Origin of the sequence: Sorangium sp. So ce117 (genome assembly GCF_051524395.1) — a bacterium.
GTDB lineage: Bacteria > Myxococcota_A > Polyangia > Polyangiales > Polyangiaceae > Sorangium > Sorangium cellulosum_B.
Genome location: NZ_CP150309.1, coordinates 8,109,317 through 8,127,503, shown reverse-complemented (window position 1 = coordinate 8,127,503; position 18,187 = coordinate 8,109,317). Strand labels below are relative to the sequence as shown.

The 18,187-nt window shown below is 71.1% G+C and carries 13 protein-coding genes and 5 tRNA genes; 12 read left to right on the top strand and 6 right to left on the bottom strand.

Annotated elements, in window-relative coordinates; genetic code table 11:
* Positions 1 to 215: 215 nt before the first annotated feature.
* From WMF46_RS30235 to WMF46_RS30215, 5 genes are all read right to left on the bottom strand, one after another.
* Entirely contained in the window at positions 216 to 2,282 is a 2,067-nt protein-coding gene (locus WMF46_RS30235) for a toxin-antitoxin system YwqK family antitoxin (RefSeq protein ID WP_437980378.1), read from the bottom strand.
* A gap of 177 nt (positions 2,283 to 2,459) precedes the next feature.
* Positions 2,460 to 4,829, bottom strand: coding sequence for a hypothetical protein (locus WMF46_RS30230; RefSeq protein WP_437980377.1), 2,370 nt, complete (start codon positions 4,827 to 4,829; stop codon positions 2,460 to 2,462).
* Between the two features lie 421 nt (positions 4,830 to 5,250).
* On the bottom strand, positions 5,251 to 5,427 hold the full coding sequence (locus WMF46_RS30225; RefSeq protein ID WP_437542522.1) for a hypothetical protein: 177 nt from the start codon (positions 5,425 to 5,427) through the stop codon (positions 5,251 to 5,253).
* 40 nt (positions 5,428 to 5,467) lie between these two features.
* Entirely contained in the window at positions 5,468 to 5,734 is a 267-nt protein-coding gene (locus WMF46_RS30220; protein ID WP_437542520.1) for a hypothetical protein, read from the bottom strand.
* Positions 5,731 to 6,345 carry a hypothetical protein gene (locus tag WMF46_RS30215; RefSeq protein ID WP_437980376.1) on the bottom strand — a complete coding sequence of 205 codons (615 nt, stop codon included), beginning with the start codon at positions 6,343 to 6,345 and terminating at the stop codon, positions 5,731 to 5,733. The genes WMF46_RS30220 and WMF46_RS30215 overlap by 4 nt, the downstream gene beginning before the upstream one ends.
* 50 nt (positions 6,346 to 6,395) lie before the next feature.
* On the opposite strand from WMF46_RS30215, the gene WMF46_RS30210 reads away from it, so the two are divergent.
* The 3 genes from WMF46_RS30210 to WMF46_RS30200 all read left to right on the top strand — a co-directional run bounded on the left by WMF46_RS30210 (position 6,396) and on the right by WMF46_RS30200 (position 10,317).
* Positions 6,396 to 8,057: a Ppx/GppA phosphatase family protein gene (locus WMF46_RS30210; RefSeq protein ID WP_437542516.1), complete on the top strand. Its 1,662-nt coding sequence runs from the start codon at positions 6,396 to 6,398 to the stop codon at positions 8,055 to 8,057.
* A 214-nt stretch (positions 8,058 to 8,271) separates the two neighbouring features.
* Positions 8,272 to 9,750, top strand: a complete 1,479-nt coding sequence (locus WMF46_RS30205) for a hypothetical protein (protein ID WP_437980375.1) — start codon at positions 8,272 to 8,274, stop codon at positions 9,748 to 9,750.
* A 153-nt stretch (positions 9,751 to 9,903) separates the two neighbouring features.
* Positions 9,904 to 10,317 (top strand): hypothetical protein, encoded by a 414-nt coding sequence (locus tag WMF46_RS30200; RefSeq protein WP_437293542.1) that lies wholly within the window; start codon positions 9,904 to 9,906, stop codon positions 10,315 to 10,317.
* A 49-nt stretch (positions 10,318 to 10,366) separates the two neighbouring features.
* Here WMF46_RS30200 and WMF46_RS30195 read toward each other — a convergent pair whose 3' ends face one another.
* Complete coding sequence (locus WMF46_RS30195; RefSeq protein ID WP_437987951.1) at positions 10,367 to 12,085, bottom strand: NAD-dependent malic enzyme; 1,719 nt, start codon at positions 12,083 to 12,085, stop codon at positions 10,367 to 10,369.
* Between the two features lie 196 nt (positions 12,086 to 12,281).
* Here WMF46_RS30195 and WMF46_RS30190 point away from each other — a divergent pair, with 196 nt between their 5' ends.
* The 9 genes from WMF46_RS30190 to WMF46_RS30150 all read left to right on the top strand — a co-directional run bounded on the left by WMF46_RS30190 (position 12,282) and on the right by WMF46_RS30150 (position 18,185).
* Entirely contained in the window at positions 12,282 to 13,349 is a 1,068-nt protein-coding gene (locus WMF46_RS30190) for a protoporphyrinogen/coproporphyrinogen oxidase (protein ID WP_437980374.1), read from the top strand.
* Positions 13,350 to 13,497: 148 nt separating this feature from the next.
* Positions 13,498 to 14,730: a tetratricopeptide repeat protein gene (locus WMF46_RS30185; protein WP_437980373.1), complete on the top strand. Its 1,233-nt coding sequence runs from the start codon at positions 13,498 to 13,500 to the stop codon at positions 14,728 to 14,730.
* Between the two features lie 304 nt (positions 14,731 to 15,034).
* Entirely contained in the window at positions 15,035 to 15,211 is a 177-nt protein-coding gene (locus tag WMF46_RS30180) for a hypothetical protein (protein WP_437980372.1), read from the top strand.
* Positions 15,212 to 15,652: 441 nt separating this feature from the next.
* Positions 15,653 to 15,726, top strand: a tRNA-Lys gene (locus WMF46_RS30175).
* Between the two features lie 93 nt (positions 15,727 to 15,819).
* Positions 15,820 to 15,891, top strand: a tRNA-Asn gene (locus WMF46_RS30170).
* A gap of 99 nt (positions 15,892 to 15,990) precedes the next feature.
* A tRNA-Pro gene (locus WMF46_RS30165) sits at positions 15,991 to 16,063 on the top strand.
* 12 nt (positions 16,064 to 16,075) lie between these two features.
* Positions 16,076 to 16,150 (top strand) — tRNA-His (locus tag WMF46_RS30160).
* A gap of 99 nt (positions 16,151 to 16,249) precedes the next feature.
* Positions 16,250 to 17,929 (top strand): TROVE domain-containing protein, encoded by a 1,680-nt coding sequence (locus WMF46_RS30155; protein WP_437980371.1) that lies wholly within the window; start codon positions 16,250 to 16,252, stop codon positions 17,927 to 17,929.
* Between the two features lie 184 nt (positions 17,930 to 18,113).
* A tRNA-Arg gene (locus tag WMF46_RS30150) sits at positions 18,114 to 18,185 on the top strand.
* The last annotated feature ends 2 nt before the right edge of the window (positions 18,186 to 18,187 follow it).

The window sequence follows — 18,187 nt, the reverse complement described above, 5'->3', positions numbered from 1 at the left end:
CAAGCGAGGCGCCAGACCGACCGCTGCGAGCGATCGGCGCGACGCGCGAGCTCAAGGGATCACCCGTCGCGCGCAGGACCGCCACGCCTCGACCTGTCGGCTGTGGCGAGATGGTGCGTCACGAGGGGCGAGCGACAGCGCGGGCGTCTGCCCGCCTCGTCCGCGACGGCTGCCTCCCATCGCCGGAAGAAGCCGGAGCCGTCCTGAAGCGGCGCTCACGCCGCGCGGATATCGCTCTGGAACGGGGAGAGGTTCTCCCGGAACATGAGCCACACGAAGAGGCAGCGCATCTCGAAGTACTCGTCGGCCGCGATGCCCGCGAGCGTGGGGTCGAGCTCGCCGATGTCGTGCCCTTCCCAGAGGAAGCCCGGCACGCCGCGCGCCCGGCTGACGAGCCCGCCGGTCTGCAGCTGGTCGCGCGCGCGGAACCAGCGGGTGAGCGACATGTTGACCGCCGCCGTGAAGTCGGGCCGGTGCGCGATGCGCTCCGGCAACGCGACCTTGTCGAGGCCGGCCGACCAGCAAAGCCAGCAGAGGGCGGCCCACTCGGCTCGGGCCCTCCGCATCAGGAGAGAGACCGGCAGGGCTCCTGGGTCGAGCGCCTCGTCCACGGTGAGCTCGACGGTCTCGACGCCATTCTCGGTCTCCTCGGTCAAGGTCGCCTCTGTCCGCGTGAGCTCCACCGGCCCGTCCGGCAGGAGGTGCGACAGGTCGGGCGGGAGCCACGGACAGGGCTCCGTGCCCGGCAGGCCGCGCTGCACGGCCTCGCGCAGGCGCAGGAGGCGGGTGGCGTAGAGCTGGATCTTCTGCCGAACCTGCTCGATCGGCTGATCGAGCTCGACCGTGGCCGATGCGTCGCCGGGCACCGGATCGATGGCCTGGCGCGCCGGCCAGAAAGCAAACTCCGGGTACAGCAGCCGCACGAAGGTCCTGAGGTGCTCGGCCACGGCGGGGGCCTCGGCCTCGACGCGGTCGGCGTCCTCGAGCACCCCGCGCGTGTCGCCGAGCTCGAGCCGCAGGAGCGCGCGCGTGATGCAGGTCGAGCGGCGCTCGGGCACGAGCAGCAGCGCCGCCTCGACGAGCGAGAGCGCAACGCGGCGCGAGCCCCGGAAGACGGCGGCGAGCGTGCGGTACGCCGCGCTCGGCTCGGCGCCGAGCAAGAGCTCGTCCAGGACGCCGAGCGCGGTCGCGTCGGACGCCTCGAGCAGCGCTCGCCCGCGTTGCTCCACGACCTCGGGTCTCGCCTGCAGCGTCGCGCCGCGCAGGAACTCGGCGAGCCTCTCGCGCTCGCCCCCGCGGGCCGCCGCGCGGGCCGCGGCGCAGCAGGCCTCGCGCGCGCGGCCGTCCTGCAAGAGCTCTCGCGCGAGGGCCCAGACGCGCTCGGCGTCCCACGCCGCGAGGTCTTCGGCGAGCGCGGGCGACGCGCCGAGGCTCGCCTCGTCGAGGGCCGCGCCGAGCTCGCGTCGAACCACCGGCGCCCCGTCCGCGTCGAGCCCCGTGAACGCTCCGACCGGGTGACCGTGCGCATACTGGCCGCGCTCCTCGCGCACGCGCCGGTCGAGGTAAGGGCTCGTGTCCGGATCGGGAAACCAGCGGACGGACGGGCCGTGGAAGCGTCCCTGGGGATCGAAGTGCCGCTCCTCGGAAGGGCGGCCCAGCGCGTCGTACCGGAGCTCGCGAACACGCGCGCCAGCGCGAACCTCGATTTCCTGAGAGGGCTTGCCGTCGCGCGTGAAGTAACGGTCGATGAGCGAGGCCGAGGCTTCGTCCTCCTCGCGGACCAGCCATCGTTGCGCGCCGTGGTCGTAGTCGGCCTCTCCGGCGACGCCGGCGGGCTGGTCGGGCCAGCGGGAGCCGTCCGAGGAGATCGGGTACCCGTCGCGGTCGTGAAACACCTGGCGCAGGATGCTCCCGTGTCGATAGCGCGTTCGCAGCTCCCAGGCGCCGGGCGGCACACAGCACGGTCGTAACCTGAGCTCCGTCGGGGCGTCGCTGCCGTACACAACCACCTCGCCGTCGAGCTCGCCGCCCCGGTAGCGCCCGCGCTGCGCGGGTTGACCGTTCGGGTGGAACGAGGTGAACGGTCCGTCCTTCACCCCGCCCGCGTAGGAGCAGCGCGAGAGCAACGAGCCGTCGCTCGCGCGGTAGACGTGGCACTCGCCCGAGCGACGGCCTTCGGCGTCGGTCTCCACGAGCTCGAACGTGCCGTGCTCGGGGTCGTACCTGGCTGAAGGAGGAATCGACGGAGGCCGCTCCGCGCCGTGGTGTGCCGTGGAGTCCACGCATCGCAGTCTATCGGCTTTCGCGCCGAGAAGGCGGCCCTTCGCGCTGATTGCAAAGATCCACGAAGCGCGGGTTCGGGGCGAGCGGCGCCTGCCTGAGCGCCGCTCCGAACCACGGAAGCTCGCTCCTCTCCACTACCGCGGCCAGCGCGGCGGATCGCTGCAGTTTGCGCCGCGCTACTGGTTGGCGGTGTCGCCGGTGCAGATGACGAACTGCGTCGCGCCGTCCAGGGCTGCGCCGTCGCCGGTGAACCGGACCTGGCGGCGCTCTGTGGACGGGCACTTGGCGACGACTTCGTCTCGGCCGAGGCCGAGCCGCGGGTCGACATAACACCACCCGTGCACCTTCTCGCCGCCGACCTCGACAGGCGCAGGAGGCACCGTGTTCTGGCACGCCGCGAGCTCGTCCGGCGTTTTCAGCTGCTCGACCTCGCAGACGCAGTTCCAGCCGTTCACCGCCGCCACCGGATCGTCGAGCACCATGCGCTTCGCGGCGAGGTTCTCCTGGAGCACCTCCCGCCGCGCCGGGAGCCCGTCGCAGCCGCACTTCCCCTCGGCTGTGCTCCGCGCCTCGAGGACGAGGCAGCTGACCTGTCCGCTCTCGTTCGGCTGGAGCGCGCGGGGCAGGCACTGCCCGCCGAGCTTCGTCTTCAGGCGATCGACGATCGCGCCGATCGCCGGCCGATAGCCGAAGTCGAGCCGAGCCTCTTCCGGGAACTCGAGCTGCGCCGGGCACACGGAGCCGACGATTCCCTGCTCCCCGAGGTTCCGGATGAGCTCGAGCTGCCGCAGGCCCGGATAGGCCTTCGCGCTGACCTGGAGGTTGCTGTCGGTGCCGTCGGGGTTGTCCTTGCACAGGGGGCTGTTTCGGTCTTCAGTGCTCTTGCAGTCATCGCCCGTCACGGGCTCGAGCAACCGAAACGTGCAAGCGTACTGGAGGTCGCCGAAACCCGGGTTGGGGTTCCATTCATGGCCGTTGATTGTGTTGGCGTCGTCCGGCGAGTCCGGGCCGGCGATGCGCGTCCCGGTGATCGGGTTCTCGCCATCGCGGGGGAGCGGCGACTCGATCATGTGGGGATCGCCGGGGCTCCGGCGCGACTTGGGATCTCCGAGGATGATGTCCCAGGTGCTCGCGAAGCTCGCGTTCGGAGCGCTCAGCTCCTTGGCGCTCTTGAAGCCGCCGACGCGGTTGCCGTCCTGGTCCCTGCCTTCCCGGAGATCGGGCTGACCGGCCTCGTCCTGGCGCGCGATGTCCTGCCACGGGACGCCCACGAGGCCCGCGAAGAACACGTACTCCGGCGGACGGACCGCGCTGTTCTCGTCCTCCGGGTCGAGATCCGAGAAGAGCGGGTTGTCGACGAGATTGCCCTGGTGATCCTGGATCCGCGCCAGCGTGAGCGCGTCCGTGTAGCGGTCGATCGGGTAGAGCAGATCGATGCCGAACCGGCGCTTCTGGTCGAAGCAGCGCAGGTTGTGCGGGTCCTCGTTCGGGGAGAGCGTCTTGGGCTGTCCATCCGGTCCGCAGGTCTCCTCGTCCAGCGGGCACTCGCCCCTGTCCGACCCGCAGGACTTGCAGCACGGGTCGTCCATGCCCTTCTCCGCGCACTCCCTGCGCGGCGCGAACATCCGAAAAACGTCGCCGTCGTCGTCCTTCTGCCTCGCGACCCAGAAGGCGTTCCCTCCCTCCTTGATGGAACAGTCGTTCTCGTCCGACAGCATGACGATCGCGAGGAGCGAGTCCGGCCGCAGGAACGCCTTACGCTGATCCAGGAGCTTCTTGTCCACGCCGCGCCGCTCCGCCTTGCCGTTCACCACCTCGAGGGTCTCGTAGGGCGCGGGGTCCACGAGGAAGCGGTACCAGCTCTCCAGCTGCGACTCGAAGCCGCAGCCGTTGTCGGCCACCCCTCGGACCATGTTCGTCAGCGTCGGCACCAGGCCGCGCCCCGCGCCGTCGTCGAGGATCGGCTCGCCCGCGGGGCTGAGCTTCTGCTCTGGATCCCAGGCGAGGAACCCCATGTTCTGGTAGGTCGGCGGGTCGTTGTCTGCGTCGTTGTGGTCGTCCCTGTCGCTCCGGGCGATGAGGTGTCCCTTGTCGTTGTTGAAGACGAGCGGTCCCGTGGGGCACGAGTCCGCGCCGTGGCTGCCGAGGCTCGTGCTGATGATCCCGATGTGGATGTCGACGACGGGCTCGAACTCGCGCTCCTTGCCGCTCGGGCAGCGGCCGTCCTCCCTCGGCGGGGACGAATCCAGGGGGTTCAGCGGATCGATGCACCGGGGGTCGACAAGGCGCCTCACGAGGTCGGGAACGGCCAGCGCGAGGATGTCCTGCTTGTCCTTCATCGACGACGAGTTGTCGATGGTCAGGAGGAGATCGATCTTGTCGACGCGCCGCGGGAGCCGCTCGACGACAGTGCCAGTCGTGCGCGTGTCCTGATGGGCTATCGGGCGGCTCAGGCACCCCGGAAGGAGTGATGTGCCGCCGACGACGAGGGAGCACAAAAGCGACGCTGCCGCGCGGGCAGCGCGGGACGGAGGACGAGTGAGCATGGATCCTTCCTTGCGCGAGAGATGGAGTGGGCCCTTTCGCGCGCCATGCGCGCGCGGAGCCGGCGCGCCCGTCTCGCGCGGACTGGGTGACAGGCCGCCTGGCTATCGCGTATCAGACGCCGAGAGGGGGTGTTCTCTTGGCTACGTGGCGAGATGAGCGCGACCCCATCACGAAAATCCACGGACCATGGAGAGAGCGCGGCGCGGCGGCCGCGTCGCACAGTGGCGGCACAGCCGCCATCGCGGGCGGAGGCGCCGCCGTCACGGCACGGGCGGCACAGCCGCCATCGCGGGCGGAGGCGCCGCCGCCTCGTCGGAAGCGGAAGCGGCCTGCGCCGGCATGCGATGTTATTGAAAAATTATGTGTATAAAGGAATCGTGAAGACCGGGCGCCAGGGCGTCCTCGGCCGGTGGCGGGAGCTCAGCTCTCGGCGGAGGCGGCCGTCTCGGCGCCGGCGACGAGCGGCGCGTACTGCGCGAGGAACTTGCTCCAGCGCTTGTGCTTGCGGCCGGGCTTCCGGGAGCTCTGGGTGCTCCGCTCCTGCTTCTGGGTGACCTTGAGGGTGAGGTGCTGGTGCTGGCGCGTAGGGCGTTGCATGGCGGCGGATGCTGCTCGAACGCGCCCCGCTCCGCAAGCCTCAACGCGACGGAGCCCGCGCCTGCTCGCTCCGTCCGTCCCGCTCCGTCCCCAGCCGGCCGAAGCTGTGGATGCCGTAGATGAGCACCAGGAGCGCGAGCACCGTCAGCCCCATGCCCGCGTCCGACGGCCCGACGCCGACCAGCGCGAGCCCGGCGACGAGGAGCAACCCCCCGCCGCCGAGCGCGCGTCGCGCGCGCTCCTCGGCGTCTCGCTCTCTCCTGTGCCCCCGGCGGCGCGCCGGCCCGCCCTCCTCGCGCGCGCTCACTGGAACTTCTGCGTCCGCGCGTAGGTGATGAAGTCCTGCACGTCGCGCGTGAGCTCGCGCTCGGCGGTGATCGTCGTGCGCTCGTGCGACTCGCCGACGAGGTCGTCGTAGAGGTAGTTCTGCTGGTAGAGGAGCACGAGGCGAATGGCCCCGTCCGGCCCGCCGCGGACGACGCGCAGCTTCTCGTCCCGGCCGTTCGGCGGCGGGATCGCGGCGCCGAGCGCCTGGGCGTCCTCCTCGGTCACGTAGACGACGCCGTACGAGCGGCTCTGCACGCCGACATCGACGCGCACCTTCTGCCCGCTGGTCAGCTCGACCTCGCGCCCGCGCGCCGGCTGCGCGCCCTCGTGCGCCATCGCGCGGCGGATCACCTCGATCGCCCTGCGCTCGTCGAGGGCGCGCAGCGGGTTCGGCGCGCGCGCCTCGCCGCCGCTGCACGCCGCCAGCGCGAGCGCCGCGGTCGCGATCCCCAGCGCGAGGCGCGCCGCCCCTCGCGCGCCGCCGAGGAGACGGCGCGCGTCCCGAGCCTGCCCGGGCGCGAGCGCTGAAGGCCGATGCGGAAGGGGGCCTAGATGGGGAGCCCCCGAGCCTTGATGAAGCTTCCTCGACATGAGCGGCATGAGAGTAGCCAACCGCCCGGAGCTTCGCTACTTCTCCCGACATGGCGCGGCTCGCTGCGATCGACATCGGATCCAACGCCATCCGGCTTCGCATCGTCGACGTCGATCCTCCGGCGCTCGGGGCGTTCGGGGCCGGCCGGGATCCGGCGCTCGCCGGGGCCGCGACCGGCGCGCCCGACGCGCCGCGCTTCCACCCGTTCCGCGATGTCCATGCGGATCGCGCCTCGGTGCGTCTCGGGCACGACGTGTTCACGAAGGGCCGGCTCGAGTCGGGGGTCATCGGCGCCGCCTGCGAGGCGCTCCGGCGCTTCCGCACGGCGATGGATGCGGCCAAGGTCGACCGCTACCGCGCGGTGGCGACGAGCGCCGCGCGCGAGGCCCAGAACGGCGACCTCTTCGTCGAGCGCGCCGCGCGGGAGGCCGGCGTCCACATCGAGGTCATCGAGGGGATCGAGGAGGCGCGCCTCGTCCAGCTCGCCGTCCGCGAGCGCGTCGCGCTCGGCGAGCGGACCGCGCTCCTCGTCGACATCGGCGGCGGCTCCACCGAGCTCACGCTGCTCCGCGGCCGCGGGGCCGTCTTCTCGCGCTCGCTCCCCGTGGGGACGGTGCGGATGGTCGAGGCCTTCCTCGAGGATCGCCGCCCGGTCGACGCGGGGCACCGGCGGCTCGTCGAGGAGTACGTCGATCGCGTCATGGTCGAGGCCACGCGCGAGATCGTGGAACTGCTCGGCGAGGGGTCGGGCTCGGGGATCGATCTGCTCGTCGGCACGGGCGGCAACATCGAGACGCTCGCGGATCTCTGCCCCGCGCCGGCCGGGTCCGCGGAGGGGCGGGCGATCGACGTCGGCGCGATGTCCCGCCTGCTCGACGAGATGGCGTCGAAGACGCCCGAGGAGCGCGCGCAGATCTACGGCCTGCGCCCGGACCGCGCCGACACCATCGTCCCCGCGGCGACGATCCTGGGCCGCATCGCCCGGGCGTTCGCGCAGCGGGTCATCGTCGCTCCCGGGGTCGGGCTCAAGGAGGGCGTGCTCGTCGATCTCGCCCACGCCCACTTCCTCGGCCCCGACTTCCGCGGAGAGGCCGCCGCGGTCAGCGACGCCTGCGTCCGGCTCGGCCGCCGCTACCACTTCGACGAGAAGCACGGCGCGCTCGTGGCCCGCTTCGCCGAGCGGCTGTTCGACGACCTCGCGCCGCGCCATCGCCTCGGCCAGCGCGACCGGATCCTCCTGCGCGCGGCGGCCCTGCTCCACGACATCGGCGACTTCGTCCGCTACGAGGGGCACCACAAGCACAGCTATTACGTCATCGCCCACAGCGACCTCATGGGCCTGACCCCGGAGGAGCGCGCGATCGTGGCGAACATCGCGCGCTACCACAGGAAGTCTCCGCCCAGCATGGATCACGACAACTTCCGCGCGCTCTCGCGCGACGCGCGCGCCAAGGTGAAGTCCATGGCGTCGATCCTCCGCATCGCCGACGCGCTCGATCGCGAGCACCGGGCCAAGGTCGCGGAGGTGAGCGGCCGCATCGAGGGCGACACGCTGGTGATCGAGGTGCAGGGCGCGGAGGACCGGGCGCTCGAGGAGTGGACGGTCGTCGCGAAGGCGGGGATGCTGCGCGACGCGCTCGGCCTGGAGGTGCGGATGGTCGACGCCACGCCGAGATCGCGCCCGCCTCCGGCCGCGAGCGCGGGCGGATGACGCGAGGCACCGCCGCGCTCGCGGCGGCTGACGCGAGGCTCCGCTGCGCGCGCTGGCGGGGTCGACGCCCGAAAAAGGCGCCGTGGCCTTTGCGTGGAGCCCTGCGGGCCACCATGAAGCTCGGCAAGGGGGAGGTCCTGCCCCCGTGGACGAGCGCGGCGATGCCGTACCGACGGGCGCGGCTGCGCCGCCGTGGAACAGGGGCGAGCGACCGTTGACGCTGAAATCTCCGAAGCTGATGGAGGCCCGCCGCGCCGCCGGCGTCCTGAGGTCCGCCCTGCGCGGGCACACGGGCGATCTGACGCTCGCCGACGCGTCGGCGAAGAGCGGCCTGCCGCTGCGCGACGCGGAGAGCGGCCTGCACCTGCTCGTCAGCGAGCACCGGGGGCACCTCAAGGCGACGTCCGAAGGTGAGCTGCTCTTCCGCTTCCCGTACGGCTTCACCAAGCCGTGGGAGACCCGCACGCGCCTCACGCGCGCGCTCCAGGCCGTCCTCCGGGCCGCCGCCGGCGTGGCCCGCTTCGTCGTGCGGGCGTGGATCGCGATCGTGCTGATCGCGTACGTGGTGATCTTCGTCGGGATCCTGATCGCCCAGCTGTTCGCCCGATCGAGCAGCGACTCGCGCAATCACGACGGCGTCCCCGGATCGTTCGCCGGCTACTTCCTCTTTCGGCTGGTCCTCGACGCGATCTTCTGGACGTTCCACCCGTTCTCGCCGTTCGTGTGGACGGCCGAGCCGGCGTGGTCCTCGTCGCATGGCCACCGCGGGGCGTTCGGGCAGCGACGCGACGAGACGCCCTTCTACGAGAAGGTGAACCGGTTCTTCTTCGGCCCGACGCCGGCGCCGCGCGATCCGCTCGAGGCCGAAAAGCTCATCCTGGCCGAGATCCGCGCGCAGCGGGGCCGGATCGGGCTCGCCGACGTGATGCGCGTGACGGGGCTCTCGCGCGACGAGGCGGATCCGCGGATGGCGCGGCTGATGCTCGACTACGACGGCACGGTCGATGTGTCGGAGGAGGGGGGCATCGTCTACCGGTTCGAGGCGATCCGGCGGACGGCCGCGGAGGCGCCGGCGCGGGCGCCCGCGCCGGTCTGGGCGGAGCGCGAGGAGCTGCCTCCGCTGACCGGGAACGGGCCGGGGATGAACGCGCTCATCGTGGCGCTCAACGGGTTCAACCTGCTGATGAGCCTCTACGCGCTCGGGGCCCACCTGACGCTGGACAACCTCGGGCTCCTGGCGCGGGGCGTCCCGATGGCGGAGCTGCCCGCCACGGGGACGGCGGTCGCGCTCGGGGTGGTGCCGCTCGTCTTCTCGCTCGCGCTCTTCGCGCTGCCGCTCGGCCGGGCGCTCCTGCGCCCGCTGAAGCAGCGGAGGCTCGCCCGGCGGAACGGCCGGCGGGCCGTGCTTCGGGCCATCCTTACCCGCGTCGGCGCGCGGCAGGGCCGGGAGCCGATCACGGAGGCGGTGCTCCAGCGGGCGTGGCAGGAGGCGGCGGGGGAGCCGCCGCGCTCAGAGGAGATCACCCGCGAGGTGGTCGCCCTCGGGGGCGACGTCGACCTCGAGGCAGGCGAGGGGATCCGGTACCGCTTTCCCGATCTGGAGACCGAGGCGAAGGCCCTCGAGGCCGAGCGGGAGGCGGCCTCCGAGGAAGAAGCGCGCGCCGGGAAGGTGATCTTCTCGTCCGACGCGTGAGCGCCGTCGCAGACGGTTTTTTCTGTGGTGCTTGATGAGGGCGCTGACAAAAACCGTCGATGGCGTGTGCACGCGTACGGAGCCGCACCGCACGGGAGCGCCGTTCATTGACGCGCTCTGGTCTGGACGTCTACGTTAGGGTGAATTTCGCTCATGTACTCCGTTGACAACAGGGCCGGTCGTCTCATCGAGGTGAGGCTCGCATCACCGCTCCCGACTGGCGAGGTCGACGCGTGCATCGCCCGGATCCAGGGCGTCGTGACCCAGAACCGGCACGGCGCCGTTGTCTGCATCGAGCTGCTCCAGGTCGACGTGCTCGCGCCCGAGAGCGCGGAGAAGTTCCTGGAGATGATGCGGGTCCAGAACGCCACGGTGCACCGGACGGCCTACCTGCTGCCGGTGTCGAACGCGATCCTGGGGCTCCAGGTCGAGCGCCTCATCCGGGACGCGCATAACTCGAGCCGAAAGGCGTTTCGCGACACCACCTCGCTCGAGGCGTGGCTCGTCCCGGTGATGACGATGGTGGAGGCGCAGCAGCTCCGGAAGTTCCTGTCCCAGCTCGGCTGAGGTGGCGCCGCCCGCGGCGCGCGCCGCGGGCGCCCCGCCGCGCCAGGCGCTAGCCGCGGACGAACGGCAGGTACTTCGGCTGCCAGAACCGCGCCTTCACATAGGCCTCGACGTTCCCGGGGTCGACCTTCTTGCTCCTCGCGACGCCGTCCTCGAACGCCGCCCGGATGACCGCGATGGCGACGCGCGTGGAGACCTCCTGGAGCTCCTCCACGGGCGGGTAGATGAGCCCCTTGTCGAGGTGCTTCTCCGCCGTGTAGTCGACGAGCGCATACGCCGCCGCGAGCACCATGCCGTCCGTGATCTCGCGCGCGTCGGACAGGATGGAGCCGAACCCGAGCCCCGGGAAGATGAAGGCGTTGTTCCCCTGGCCGATGGGGATGGTCTTGCCGTCGACCTCCACGGGCGGGAACGGGCTGCCGGTCGCGACGAGCGCGCGGCCCTCGGTCAGGGCGAGGATCTCCTCGGGGAGCGCCTCGCAGGCGCTCGTCGGGTTCGAGAGGGCGAAGATGACCGGCCGCGGGGTGTTGGCGGCCATCGCCTTGATCACGGGCTCGCTGAACGAGCGCGGCTGCCCGGACAGCCCGAGGAGCACGGTCGCGCGCGTGTTCTCGAGGGTCTCGAGCAGCGTCGGCACGGCCCCGGCCTTCTTCCATGCGGCGATCTTCCCCGGATCCTGCGCGAACTTGCGCTTGTACTCCTCCATCGGGCGGTCCTTCGCGAGGAGGCCCTTGGAGTCGAGGACGAAGATGCGGGCGAGCGCCTCGTCCTCGGTGAGCCCGTCGCGGAGCATCCCCTGGCAGATGGCCCAGGCGACGCCGACGCCGCCCGCGCCCGCGCCGTGGATGACCACCGATTGATCCCTGAGCCGCTCGCCGCGCAGCCTGCACGCGGCGACCACGCCCGCGAGGGTGACCGCCCCTGTCCCCTGGATATCGTCGTTGAAGGAGGGGATCACCTTCCGGTACCGATCCAGCACGGAGAAGGCTGCCTCCTTGGAGAGGTCCTCCCACTGGATGACGGCGCGGGGGCAGCTGCTCTTCACGGCGTCGACGAACCTGTCGAAGAAGTCGAAGTAGGCGTCGCCGCGCAGGCGGCGCTGGCGAACACCGAGGTAGAACGGGTCCTCGATGAGATCGGCCCGGTCGGTCCCCACGTCGAGGACCACGGGCATCGTGTGGAACGGGCTCACGCCGCCGCCCGCGGTGTAGAGCGCGAGCTTGCCGATCGGGATGGCGAGCCCGCCGTAACCCTGGTCGCCGATGCCGAGGATCGCGGAGGAGTCGGTCGCCACGATCATGCGCACGTCCTCCCACGGGAAGCTCGCGAGCACGCGCTGGGCGCGATCGATGTTTACGGGAGAGAACGAGACGCCGCGCGCGCTCTGATAGAGGAAGTTGAACTGCTGCACGGCCTCGCCCACGGTCGGTGTGTAGACGATGGGCAGCATCTCGCCCAGGTGGCGATTGAGCAGCGCATAGTAGAGGATCTCGTTGCGCTCCTGGAGCGCCCGCAGATACTGATACTTGGCGATCGGCGTCGGCTCGCGGCGAAACCCGCCATAGACGCGGGCGAGCTGCTGTTCCATGGTGTTGACCTGCGGCGGGAGCAGCCCGTCGAGCCCGAGGTTCACGCGCTCTTCCGGCGTGAAGGCCGTCCCCTTGTTGGTCATGACGAGCCTGAGGAGGGCGATTCCGTCGAAGTACACCTCCATGTACTCGCGGCCATAGGCGTCTCTCTTGACGTCGAAATACTTTGAGATCCTCACCATGGAGGCATCGTAGACCGACGCGCGCGCGCCGGCGAGCATTCCTTGAGCTCGCAAGCGGGCGAACTCGGGTTGTTCCCGGTCGGTGAATGGAGTGTTTCTCACAGGGGTATCGCCGGCGGGCGAGCCCGGGCGGATCCTGCTCGCCGGATGCAGTGCTTCTCACATTGTTATCGCCCCGTGGTATAGAGGCGCGATGCGACGCATTGCCGTCATTGGAGGCGGTCTGGCCGGGTGCATCGTTGCGTTCCGGCGAGCGATGGCGGGCGATCAGGTGACGCTCGTCGAGGCGGCTCCGCGGGTCGGCGGACAGCTCTGGACGGAGCGGGCCTCGGGCTTCGTCGTCGAGCTGGGCGCCGAGGGGTTCATCGCGCGGAGCGAGGCCGTCCCTGGGCTGGCGAGCGCGCTCGGTATTGCCGGCGATCTCGTCGGTCAGGAGACGCACCGGTCGTTCGGCTTCGACGGCGTCGCGCTGCGGGAGCTCGCGCCGGGCGAGGCGGCGGAGTTCCTCGGCTTCCAGGTGCCGCGCGACGAGCTCGGCAAGGGGATCCGGACCTTCCGCCTCGGGATGGCGCAGCTGACCGAGACGCTCGCGCTCGCGATCGCCGGGCGCGTCGAGGTGCGCACCTCCACGGCGGTCGCCTCGCTCGCGAAGGTGGTCGGCGGCTTCCGCCTCGCGCTCGCCGGAGGGGCCGAGATCGACGCCGACGCGGTCGTCCTCGCCACCCACGCCGCCGGCGCGGCCGCGCTGCTCGGTGAGGCGGGGCGGGCGCTCCGCGACGCCGAGACGCTCTCCAGCGTGACCGTCTCGCTGGCGTACCCGCGCGCCGCGATCGAGCACCCGCTCGACGGCACCGGCTTCGTCGTCGCCGCGGGGCACCAGGCGCACGGCTTCCGCGCGTGCACGTTCACGACCTCGAAGTTCGCCGAGCGCGCCCCCGCCGGCCACGTCACGCTTCGCCTCTTCTTCCGCCCCGATCCGGCGGACCTCGAGCAGATGGGCGACGACGCCTGGACGGCGCGCGCCGAGGCCTCGCTCGCGCGCGTGCTGCGCGTGCACGGGCCCTCCGAGCGCGCGTGGGTCTCGCGCTGGTCGAGCGCGCTCCCGGTCTCCACTCCTGCGCACGCGGCGCGGGTCAGAGAGGTCGAGCAGGCGCTCGCCGGCAGCGGCGTGCTCCTCGCCGGATCGGCGTTCCACGGCTCCGGGATCGACGCCGCCGTCCGCTCCGCCGAGGCGGCCGCGGAGCGCGTCGGGGCCCTGTAGAGCGCCGTCGCGCTCCGGTGCCCACGCACAAGAGGCGACCCGTCCTCCCGAAAGCTCGCAGGCTACGCCGACTCGGGCGCGAGGAGCGCGGCCTGCCGGCGTCGATCCGCGGTGACAGGCTCGACCCGGACGGGCGAGGATGGGCACCATGACCACCGACATCACCGGCTGTCACCGCACGCGCGAAATCGAGAGGCGCCTCGCGCTCGGCTTCATCGCGGCGTGCGTCGCCGCGGGCTGCCGTGACCAGCCGCCGCGACCGACCGCCGAGAGCGCGCCGCCCGTCGCGGCGAGCTCACCTGCCCCCGTCGCGTCGGCGAGCAGCGCTGCGCCGCCGGCGCCGTCGGCGTTGCCCGCGCCGAGCGCGCGCCCGCTCACCGAGAAGGAGAAGCAGGCCCTCGCCACGTACAAGGCCGCGCTGGCCAGAGGCCGGCTCGCGACCAAGAAGCGGGACTTCAACGCGGCCATCCAGGCGTTCTCCGAGGCGATCGCCGCGGACCCGAGCGACGCGCGGGCGCTCGCGGAGCGAGGCTTCGCGCACCTGACCGCGGGCGACAGCGAGGCGGCGGACAACGATTTCGACGCGGCGCTCGCGGGGGCGGGCGATCCCGAGCTGCGCTCCCAGATCTGGTTCAACCTCGGGCTCCTGCGCGACAGGGCGGGCGACGCCGAGGAGGCCCGGGTCGCTTATGCCAACGCGCACCTGCTCAAGCCCTCGGCGGCGACGCGCGGCAAGCTCGCCGGCAGATCGACGTGCACCGTGGAGGTCCGCAAGGCCGACCTCGAGGGCGCCGAGTTCGTGAAGGGGTGGACCGAGCTCCTCGCGCGGATCGGCACCGCCGAGCAGGCGCCCGGCGAGGCGACGAGCGAGGCCGCGGCGCGAGAGCGCCTGTGCAGGCCCGACTCGAGGTGGGCAGACAGCCCGTGCACCGGCGGTCCGCCGTGGGTCTTCCCTCGCGACTACATGATGTACGTGCACCACAGCAACCATGTGGTCTTCCCCCGCAAGCCGGACGGGTTCCTGGTCGTGAACGGCGGTCATTCGGGGGGCTGGCCCGCGCACTGCCATGGGACACGCAGCGTGAGCGGCTCGGTCGAGGGGGATCTGCTCGTGCTGGAGAGCTCCTTCAACGGCGCTGGCGCGGTCTACGACGGAGAGGTCGATGGCGAGATGCGCTGTCGGGACGGCGCGAGCTACCGCGAGCGGACGTTCTATGACGCGCGCACCGGCCGGGCGATCGTGGCGCTGCGCTGGCCGGATGGGGGCGAAGCCGTCGTGAAAGTGCAGGGCGGTCAGCTGGTCGTCTCTGGCGGCGGCTGCGACGAGCGAGTTCGGCTCGGCGCCAGCGCCAGCATCGGCGACAACGTCAGCACGAAATAGGCCACGAGGTGCGCTGCGCGCGGTCGCCTGCTGCTGTCGCCCCTGGCTCAGGGTGCCTGAGCGTCGTCACGGGTCGTGCGTGACGCCCTCGGCATATCAGGTCCAGGGCGGGCGCCGGCAAAGGGAAGATGGCGCGGTTCTTCCATTGCACCGACCGCACTCGGACCGGCGAGCGCCGAGGGAGCGCGCCAATGTTGAAGGCGTTGAAGGCGTTGAAGGCGCCGAAAAAAGAATCGACTCGAGGAACTTTTCTGTTGCGCAGCCCGTCCAAGGGGAGTACTTAATCCGAACACGAGGATTCGCCATGTTCAGCCGCCGCGACAACCTGCAGATCGTCACCATCCTGTCCAAGTCGGGAACGCCCGATGCGGCCATGGCATGGGATCGCCTGCTGGGTGGTGAACATTGGGCGCATAATCCAGGCTACCCTTGCAGCCTCCGTCCGTCGCGGAAGCTCGGTAACCCGGAGAATAGCGCCTAGAGGCAGCTAAGCACGCGTCGATCGACGACGTTCGCGAAGGCCGCCTCGGGAAACCCAGGCGGCCTTCGGCGTTCTGGGGGCTTGTGGGCTGTCGGCTCGTTGCGGCTATCGGCCGGCTCGTGGGCTTTCGATCTGCCGTGGACTATCGGCCTGCCGGTGGGCTTTCGATCTGCTGTGGGCTGTCGGCCTGCTGTGGATCGCCGGCTGCCGGCGAGTCGAGGAGATGAGTTGTCTTGCGCGCGGCGCGCGACGTCGTCGCGCGCTGGGGTGGGGGAGTTGCGCCCGGAGAAAGGAGGCGCGGCATAGAATGCGTTGGGAGCATTCGATTCGAGGATGAGCGCCGCGGCGCGCGTTCACGGCGCCGGGTAATGCTTACGCGGAATGGTCGACGTGGTTTGGCTTGCTGACACGGCAGGCCATGCGGAGGTGTGCCCTCCGCGCGGACCCGTAGCTCAGCTGGATAGAGCAGCCGCCTCTTAAGCGGACGGTTGGAGGTTCGATTCCTCTCGGGTCCACCTGTCCTCGCCGGCGCAGCCGCGCCGGCGTCGGGGACACCTGATCTGTGACAATCCAGGATGATGAAGTGGAGGCGCATTGCGCCTCCATGTTCCGGTGTAGCTCAATGGTAGAGCGCCCGCCTGTTAAGCGGGTGGTTGGAGGTTCGATTCCTCCCGCCGGAGCCGCGCCCCCATCGCGGGAGGCAGGCCCGTTTCGCTCACGCGAGGCGCCGGCTCGCCGCCCGCCGGGGGCGCGTCGGCGCCTCGTTCGAGCGGGCGCTGCGGGATGTAGCCTAGTGGAAAGGCGCCTCATCTGGGGTGAGGAGATCCGCCGGTTCGATTCCGGCCATCCCGACGATGGTTTGCGTGGGTGTTTCTCTTCTGGTGAAGAGGGCAGGTTGTGACCCTGCGTAGGCGGGTTCGATCCCCGTACGCCCACCCAGGACGGGTCGAACGGGCTCGGTTATCTTTGGGAGATCAACCCGAGCACGCTCTTTTATCCGTCCTCTATTGCCCGGGGGCCCGGGCCGGAGGTGGTGTGATGGCCGATTATCTGAAGCACTTCGCCGCGCTGGTCACCCCGCAGCGGCAGAAGGCCCGCGCCGATCAGGCGAAGAACAGCGCCGGCGGCTTCGCCTTCGCCCTCGACGAGTGGGCGAGGCTCGACCGCTGGCTGATCCTCGGCGCCGAGGGGGGGACCTACTACGCGACCGAGCGGAAGCTCACGGTGGAGAACGCCCGCGCCGTCGAGGCGTGCCTCGCCGCGGACGGGCCCCGCGCCGTGCAGCGCATCGTCGACATCAGCGGCTCGGGGCGAGCACCGAAGAACGCGCCCGCGATCTTCGCGCTCGCGATCGCCGCCGCCGACGCGAAGCTCGAGACCCGGCAGGCCGCCCTCGCGGCCTTGCCCGAGGTGTGCCGCACGGGGACGGATCTCTTCCACTTCGTCCGCGATGTGCGGGGGTTCCGCAAGTGGGGGCGCGGGCTCCGGTCCGCCGTCGCCGCCTGGTACAACGGCAAGCCCGTCGACAGGGTCGCGTACCAGGCGATGAAGTACCAGCAGCGCGACGGCTTCAGCCACCGCGATCTCCTGAGGCTCGCGCACCCGGTCGCGCCGACCCCGCAGCACGACGCCCTTTACCGCTGGATCGTCGGCGGGATCGAGGCGCTCGGCAAGGAGTCGGCGCGCGGCAAGGCGCTGCCCATGACCGATCTGCCGGACGCGGTGCGCGCGTTCGAGTCGCTCCGCGCGGCGACGAACCGCAAGCAGGTCACCGCGCTGATCAGGCAGCATCGCTTCACGCACGAGATGCTCCTGACCGAGTGGAAGAACGACCCCGCGGTCTGGGAGGCGCTGCTCGAGCACATGCCTCAGACAGCGCTCCTCCGGAACCTGGGGAAGATGACCGCGATCGGCCTGCTCTCGCCGATGAGCGACGCGTCCCGCAGGGTGGCGCGACAGCTCACCGACGCCGAGCGCCTGCGCGCGGCCAGGGTCCACCCCATCGCCGTGCTCTCGGCCCTCAAGGTCTATGAGCAGGGCCAAGGCGAGCGCGCTCGCCGGCGCGCCAACGCGCTCTCGTGGACCCCGGTCCGCGAGGTCGTCGACGCGCTGAACGAGGCGTTCTACCTCGCGTTCCGGGCGGTCGAGCCGACGGGGAAGAAGCACCTCCTGGCGCTCGACATCTCCGGGTCCATGACCAGCGGCTCCATCGCCGGCGTCCCTGGCTTGACGCCGCGCGTGGCGAGCGCAGCCATGGCCATGGCGACGGCGAGGATCGAGCGCGAGTACGGCGTCGTCGGCTTCTCGGCGGCGTCGGGCGGGTACGGCGGCAAGTGGGGCGGAGGCGTCTCCGGCTTCATGCCGCTGTCGATATCGCCGGAGCAGCGCCTCGACGACGTGCTGCGCGCGGTGAATGGCCTGCCCTTCGGCGGCACCGACTGCGCGTTGCCGATGGTCTGGGCGAAGCGGAACCGGGTAGAGGTCGACGCGTTCGTCATCTACACGGACAACGAGACCTGGGCGGGCGGCGTTCACCCGTTCCAGGCGCTCAGGGAATACAGGCAGGCGATGGGCCGACCGGCCCGGCTGATCGTCGTCGGCATGACGTCGACCGGCTTCTCGATCGCCGATCCCACGGACCCCGGCATGCTCGATGTCGTGGGGTTCGACGGGGCGGCCCCCCAGGTGATGGCGGATTTCACCCGGGGTGTCTCGTGACAGGCAGCGTGACGGACGGGCTCCGCCGGCCCGTCCGTCCGACGAGGGCGCCTCACGAGCGCCCTCCTTTTGCGGGGCGCCGCCATGATGGATGGCACCTGTCCTTCACCCTTTGCCCGGGATCTCCCGGGCCTCGGAGGGACAGTTCTCGTGGTTCGACTCCAGCGTCCCGCTCTCTGCAAAAGCCCCCGAGCCCGAATGGATAGGGGCCGGCCTACGAAGCCGGTCGATGCGGGTTCGAGTCCCGCCGGGGGCGCC